Here is a 6,831-nt window from a genome sequence, read left to right on the forward strand (position 1 = left end):
GTCGGCCATCGCGCCGTAGGGGTACACACGCGGCCTCGTGAGACGCGCGCTGCACTCCTGGCTTCTGCCCCAGAGAGCTTTCGCGGTGTTCAAGGAGGACGACGTCCATGTCGACCAGTGAAGTGCAGCCCATCCCCGCTGCCCGCCCGGTCATCGGGGAAGAAGAGATCGAGGCCGCGGTACGCGTACTGCGCACCGGCCGCGTTGTCCAGGGTCCCGAAGTGGCCGCGTTCGAGGAAGGCTTCGCCGAGCTCGTCGCGGGCCGGCACTGCGTGGCCGTGAACTCCGGCACATCGGCGCTCCACCTGCTGCTGCTCGCCCTCGGCATCGGCCCGGGTGACGAGGTCATCGTGCCGTCGTTCTCGTTCGCCGCCTCCGCCAACGCCGTCCGGCTCGTCGGCGCCGACGTCGTCTTCGCCGACATCGAGCCGGGCAACTTCGGTCTCGACCCGGCCGCAGTCGAGGCCGCCATCACCCCGCGCACCGCCGCGATCATGCCGGTCCACCTGTACGGCAACCCGGCCTCGATGGACAAGCTGATGCCCATCGCCGACAAGCACAAGCTCGCCGTCGTGGAGGACGCCTGCCAAGCGCACGCCGCGTCCCTGCACGGCACCCCGGTCGGCGCCTTCGGCTCAGGCGGCACCTTCAGCTTCTACCCGACGAAGAACATGCACTCCCTCGAAGGCGGCATGATCTCCACCGGTGACGCCGAAGTCGCCCGCACCCTGCGCCTGCTGCGCAACCAGGGCATGGAGCAGCGGTACGCGAACGAGATCGTCGGCGCCAACATGCGCCTCACCGACGTGGCCGCCGCCATCGGCCGGGTGCAGCTCACCAAGCTTCCCGGCTGGACTGAGCAGCGCCGCGCCAATGCCGCGTACCTGACCGAGAACATCACCGCGCCCGGTGTGGTGACACCGCCGGTCGCCGAGGGTGCGCACCACGTCTACCACCAGTACACCGTCCGGATCACCGGCGACCGCGACGCCGCCATGGCCGCGCTCACCGAGGCGGGCGTCGGCAACGCCGTGTACTACCCGACCCCCATCCACCGGCTGCGGCCGTTCTGGGAGCCGGACCAGAAGGCCGGACGCAACTGGGACCTGCCGGAGACCGAGCGGGCCGCCGCCGAGGTCGTCTCGCTCCCGGTGCACCCCTCGCTGTCCGGCTCCGACCTGGAGCGAATCGTTTCCGCCGTGAACGAGCTGGGAGAGAACCTGTGACCACCGGGGGACTGCGCGCCGGCCTGATCGGCCTGGGCTCGATGGGGCGCCACCACGCACGCGTACTGGCCGGACTCGACGGCGTCACGCTCGTCGGGGTCGTCGACCCGCTCGGCGACAAGAACGGACTGGCCCAGGGCGCGCCCGTCCTGGACACCGTCGGCGAACTGCTCGCACTCGGCGTCGACTACGCCGTCATCGCCTGCCCGACCGCCCTGCACGAGGAGGTCGGTCTCCAGCTCGCCGAGGCCGGGGTCAGCGCGCTCATCGAGAAGCCCCTCGCCGACACTGTCGAGGGCGCCCGCCGCCTGGTCGAGGCCTTCGAGGCACGCGGCCTCGTCGCCGGCGTCGGCCACATCGAACGCTGCAACCCGGCGCTGCGCAGCCTGCGCGCCCGGCTTGAGGCCGGCGAGCTCGGCGACGTGTACCAGGTGGTGACCCGCCGTCAGGGTCCCTTCCCGCACCGGATCGCCGACGTCGGCGTGGTCAAGGACCTCGCCACCCACGACATCGACCTGACCGGCTGGGTGACGGGCCAGGCGTACACCTCGATCTCCGCCCACACGGTGTCCAAGAGCGGCCGCCCGCACGAGGACATGGTCTCCGCCGTGGGCCGGCTCTCCGACGGCACGATGGTCAACCACCTGGTCAACTGGCTGAGCCCGCTCAAGGAGCGCTTCACCTCGGTCACCGGCGAACGCGGCTGCTTCATCGCCGACACGCTCACCGCCGACCTGACCTTCTACTCCAACGCCGCGGTGACGACCGAGTGGGAGGCGCTGCGCGCCTTCCGCGGCGTGGCCGAGGGCGACATGATCCGCTACGCCATCCCCAAGCGCGAGCCGCTGCTGGTGGAGCACGAACTCTTCCGTGACGCCGTCCTCGGCGAGTCCCACGACATCTGCACACTGCGGCAGGGTCTTCGTACGGTCGAGGTGGCAGCGTCGGTGCTGGAGTCGGCGGCGACCGGCCGCACGGTGGCTGTTGAGACAGGAGAGCCCGCTAGCCATGTCGGCTGACAAAGTGGTGGCGCAGCGGCGCGAGGGCCCGCGCGGCCGGATCGTGATGCTGGTCGACAACGGCGTGAACGGTGATTCGCGCGTACAGAAGGAAGCCCGGTCGGCGGCTGCCGCCGGCTGGGACGTCGTCCTGCTGGGCAAGTCGCCCAACAGGAAGGAGCAGACCTGGCGTCTGGGCGACGCCGAGGTCAGGCTGCTGCACGTACCGGGCCCCATGCACCGCAGGCGGTACGAGTACCGGCGCGCGATCCTGCGCTCCCCGCTCGCCTACCCCCCGGGTCCGCTCGCCGCCTACCGCAGGCAGCGGATGAAGGCGTGGCGCGCCGAGCTCAACCTCCGCGTCATCGAGGCGAAGCTGGCGGGCTCCACCGTACGGAGACTGGCGCTGATCCCGCCGCGCCTGGCCGCCAAGGCGCTGAGCAAGTGGGTGGGCCTGCGGGCCCGCCGGACGCGCGCGCTGGAGCAGCGCCGCAAGGACATGACGTCCCGGCTGGACCGTTTCTCCACCGCGTTCTGGGAGCGCACGATGGGGGACCGGGCCTGGCGTCGGCTCGACCCGTTCCTGTGGGACCTGGAACTGGCGTACGGCAAGGTCATCGACGCCCTCGAACCCGATCTGATCCACGCGAACGACTTCCGCATGATCGGTGTGGGCGCGCGGGCCAAGCTCCGTGCCAAGGGCAGGGGCCGCGAGATCAAACTGGTCTGGGACGCGCACGAGTTCCTGCCGGGCATCAAGCCCTGGAACCCGCACCCCCGCTGGCACATCGCCCAGTGCGCGCACGAGCGTGAGTACTCGAAGTACGCCGACGCGGTCACCACCGTCTCCGGGACGCTCGGGGAGATGCTCGTCGAACGGCACGGGCTCGCCGCCACCCCGGAGATCGTGCTCAACGCCCCGGACGCGGAGATCTCCCCCGAGGAGGCCGCCGAGCCGGTGCCGGACCTGCGCGCCCTGTGCGGAATCGGCCCCGACGTCCCGCTCACGGTCTACAGCGGAGCGGCGGCCCCGCAGCGCGGCCTCGACATCATGGTCGACTCACTGCCGCGGCTGCCGGGTGTCCATGTCGCGTTCGTGGTGCTGCGGCCGACGTCGGAGTACATGACGTCGCTGCTGGACCGCGCGGCGGAGCTGGGTGTGGCCGAGCGCGTCCACATACTCCCGTACGTACCGCACTACCAGGTCGTGCCGTTCCTGTCGGCGGCGGACGTGGGTGTCATCCCGATCCACCACTGGCCCAACCACGAGATCGCCCTGATCACGAAGTTCTTCGAGTACTCGCACGCGAGGCTGCCGTTCGTGGTCAGCGACGTGAAGACGATGGGGGAGATGGTCGCGAAGACCGGCCAGGGCGAGGTCTTCACGGCGGAGGACGTGTCCGACTACGTCCGCGCGGTCACAGCGGTCCTCGCCGACCCCAAGAAGTACCGCGAGGTGTACGACGACCAGGGTCTGCTCGCCGAATGGACCTGGGAGGCGCAGGCCGAGATCCTCGACGGCGTCTACTCCCGGCTCCTGGGCCGCCCGCGCAGCAGGGCCGGAGCACCGAAGAGCCGGGTGGCGGCATGAGCGACAGACCTGATGTGACGGTCGTGGTGGCGGTGTACAACACGATGCCGTATCTGACCGAGTGCCTGAACTCGCTCGTCGGCCAGACCATCGGCCGGGAGCGGCTGGAGGTCGTGGCCGTCGACGACGGCTCGACCGACGACAGCGGCGCCGAACTCGACCGCTTTGCCGAGCTGTACCCGGGCACGGTCAAGGTCATCCATCAGGAGAACAGCGGCGGCCCGGCGGCCCCGAGCAACCGCGCCCTGGAGATCGCCACCGGCCGGTTCGTCTACTTCATCGGCTCCGACGACTACCTCGGTGAAGAGGCGCTGGAGCGGATGGTCGCCTGCGCCGACGAGCACGGGTCGGACGTGGTGATCGGCAAGATGGTCGGCACCAACGGCCGCTACGTCCGCCAGACGATGTACAAGAAGAACGATCCGGACGTCAGCCTGTACGGCTCCGACCTGCCGTTCGCCCTGGCCAACACCAAGCTCTTCCGGCGTGAGCTGGTCGAGAGGTACAAGCTCCGCTTCCCCGAGGACCTGCCGGTCGGCAGCGACCAGCCGTTCACCATAGAGGCATGCGTCCGCGCCGCCCGGATCTCCGTCCTCGGCGACTACACGTACTACTACGCGGTGAAGCGCGGCGACGCGAGCAACATCACCTACCGCGCCGACCATCTGTCCAGGCTGCACTGCACCACCCGCATCATGCGGCACACGGCCGGTCTGATCGGTGCGGGTCCCCAACGTGACGCCGTCCTCAAGCGTCACTTCACCTGGGAGCTCGCCAAGCTCATCCAGGACGACTTCCTGCCGCTCGACCCCCGGACGCAGCGCGAGCTCTGTGCCGGGATCGCCGAACTCGCCGACGAGTACCTGACGGACGAGCTGCGCGACTCGCTCGACGTCAAACGACGGGTGCGGATCCTGCTGGCCCAGCGTGGCGCGGTGGCCGAACTCACCAGGGCCATCGCCGACGAGGCCGAGCACGGCGCGCCGCCGTTCCTGCTCCAGGACGGGAGGGCGTTCGCGGCCTATCCCGGCCTGCGCGATCCGGCCCTCCAACTGCCCGACCGGGGCTATGAGTTGGTGGGGGAGGCCGTCCCCGGCCGGCTCGCCAACGGCACCCGGCTGATCTCGGCCGCCTGGGACCAGACCGGCGACTCGCTCTCCCTGACGGTCACCGTACGGATCGGGGTCGCCGGAGAGACCGACTCCGCGGTGATCCGGCTGGCCAGGACCGCGATGCCCAAGAGCGCGGACAAGGCGGCGGCCCGCCGGCTGCCGGCCGATCACGAACTCCCCGACGCGGTGGGGGAGTTCACCCGTGTTCCGGAGCCCGACGGGGGTGGCGGCACCATCCTGACCGCGCGGATTCCCCTCCCCGCCACCAGGGTGAAGGCGGGGGTCCGTGTCTACGTGGACGTCGCCGGCTCCACGTACGAGATCCCGGTCCGTACCCGCGGTCTGCCGATGCCGCTCGCCCGCCGCTGGGGCGACGCCGTCCCGTACCGCGCTTCGGCCAACGTGAATCCCAAGGGGCGACTGGTGATCACCACGGCTCCGCTGTGGGAGCCCGCACTGTCCCTCGGCGCGCGGGTACGAAGCCTGCTGCCCCGGCTCAAGAGGAAAGTAACCCGATGAACATCTGTGTAGTCGCGCTCGGCAAGATCGGTCTGCCGCTGGCCGTGCAGTTCGCCGCCAAGGGCCACCGCGTCATCGGCGCGGACGTGAACGAGAAGGTCGTCGAGCTCGTCAACGCCGGTACGGAGCCCTTCCCCGGCGAGCACGACCTCGACGTCAAGCTCAAGCAGACCGTCGACGCCGGGCTGCTCACGGCCACGACCGACACCGCGGCCGCCGTCGCGCAGTCCGACGCCGTCGTGGTCGTCGTCCCGCTCTTCGTGGACGCCGAGGGTGTGCCCGACTTCGGCTGGATGGACTCGGCGACGAAGGCGATCGCCAAGGGTCTGAAGCCCGGCACGCTCGTCAGTTACGAGACCACCCTGCCCGTCGGCACCACCCGCACCCGCTGGGCGCCGATGCTCCAGGAGGGCTCCGGGCTCACCCCCGGTGAGGAGTTCCACCTCGTCTTCTCGCCCGAACGCGTCCTGACCGGGCGGGTCTTCGCGGACCTGCGCCGTTACCCCAAGCTCGTCGGCGGCATCGACGAGGCGTCGACCAGGCACGGCGTCGACTTCTACGAGGCCGTCCTCGACTTCGACGTACGCGAGGACCTGCCGCGGGCCAACGGCGTGTGGGACCTCGGGACCGCCGAAGCCTCCGAACTGGCGAAGCTCGCGGAGACCACGTACCGCGACGTCAACATCGGCCTGGCCAACCAGTTCGCGCGCTTCGCGGACCAGAACGGCATCGACGTCAAGAAGGTCATCGAGGCCTGCAACAGCCAGCCGTACAGCCACATCCACCAGCCCGGCATCGCCGTCGGCGGTCACTGCATCCCGATCTACCCGCGGATGTATCTGTGGAACGACCCCACCGCGACCGTCGTGCGCTCGGCGCGCGAGGCGAACGCGGCGATGCCCGAGTACGCGGTCGACCTGCTGGCGGCGGCGTACGGCGACCTGACCGGCGTCCACGTGCTCGTGCTGGGCGCGGCCTACCGCGGCGGCGTCAAGGAGACGGCCTTCTCCGGCGTCTTCCCGACCGTCGAGGCGCTGCGGGCGCGCGGCGCGGTGCCGTACGTCTCCGACCCGATGTACACGGCCGACGAGCTGACCGCGCACGGCCTGCCGCCGCACCAGGGCGAGAAGGTCACGGCCGCGGTGCTCCAGGCGGACCACGCCGAGTACCGCGACCTGAAGCCGGCCGACCTGCCGGACGTCACGGTGCTGGTCGACGGCCGCCGCACCACCGACCCGGAGGCGTGGCGCGGTGTACGCCGCGTCGTCATCGGCGGCTGACACCCACGACCGAGAACGGAAGAGGCCCGAACCGCGACGGACGCTGTTGGTTAATTCGGGCTCGTGCGTGACGTCGGCCTTCAAGACCTGGTTGTGGTCTTGAAG

General features: G+C 70.3%; 5 protein-coding genes. All 5 read left to right on the forward strand.

Going from position 1 to position 6,831, the window contains the following annotated elements:
- The first annotated feature begins 107 nt into the window (after positions 1–107).
- Genes IEY79_RS10765 through IEY79_RS10785 form a run of 5 tightly spaced genes read left to right on the forward strand, consistent with a single transcriptional unit; the run spans position 108 to position 6,726 of the window.
- Entirely contained in the window at positions 108–1,226 is a 1,119-nt protein-coding gene (locus tag IEY79_RS10765; protein WP_189107141.1) for a DegT/DnrJ/EryC1/StrS family aminotransferase, read from the forward strand.
- The gene (locus IEY79_RS10770) at positions 1,223–2,245 is read left to right on the forward strand and encodes a Gfo/Idh/MocA family protein (protein WP_189107142.1); all 1,023 of its coding nucleotides are present in this window, start codon (positions 1,223–1,225) and stop codon (positions 2,243–2,245) included. The genes IEY79_RS10765 and IEY79_RS10770 overlap by 4 nt, the downstream gene beginning before the upstream one ends.
- Complete coding sequence (locus IEY79_RS10775; RefSeq protein WP_229700789.1) at positions 2,235–3,815, forward strand: glycosyltransferase family 4 protein; 1,581 nt, start codon at positions 2,235–2,237, stop codon at positions 3,813–3,815. The genes IEY79_RS10770 and IEY79_RS10775 overlap by 11 nt, the downstream gene beginning before the upstream one ends.
- Complete coding sequence (locus tag IEY79_RS10780; protein WP_189107143.1) at positions 3,812–5,446, forward strand: glycosyltransferase family 2 protein; 1,635 nt, start codon at positions 3,812–3,814, stop codon at positions 5,444–5,446. Before IEY79_RS10775 ends, IEY79_RS10780 begins: the two co-directional genes overlap by 4 nt.
- Positions 5,443–6,726 (forward strand): nucleotide sugar dehydrogenase, encoded by a 1,284-nt coding sequence (locus tag IEY79_RS10785; RefSeq protein WP_189107144.1) that lies wholly within the window; start codon positions 5,443–5,445, stop codon positions 6,724–6,726. The genes IEY79_RS10780 and IEY79_RS10785 overlap by 4 nt, the downstream gene beginning before the upstream one ends.
- Positions 6,727–6,831 lie beyond the last annotated feature (105 nt).

Origin of the sequence: Streptomyces camponoticapitis (assembly GCF_014646115.1) — a bacterium.
Taxonomy (GTDB): domain Bacteria; phylum Actinomycetota; class Actinomycetes; order Streptomycetales; family Streptomycetaceae; genus Streptomyces; species Streptomyces camponoticapitis.

Excerpts from the sequence above, each read along its gene's own strand:
- IEY79_RS10765 (WP_189107141.1), top strand. The coding sequence starts at position 108 with ATGTCGACCAGTGAAGTGCAGCCCATCCCCGCTGCCCGCCCGGTCATC.
- IEY79_RS10775 (WP_229700789.1), top strand. The coding sequence starts at position 2,235 with ATGTCGGCTGACAAAGTGGTGGCGCAGCGGCGCGAGGGCCCGCGCGGC.
- IEY79_RS10780 (WP_189107143.1), top strand. The coding sequence starts at position 3,812 with ATGAGCGACAGACCTGATGTGACGGTCGTGGTGGCGGTGTACAACACG.
- IEY79_RS10785 (WP_189107144.1), top strand. The coding sequence starts at position 5,443 with ATGAACATCTGTGTAGTCGCGCTCGGCAAGATCGGTCTGCCGCTGGCC.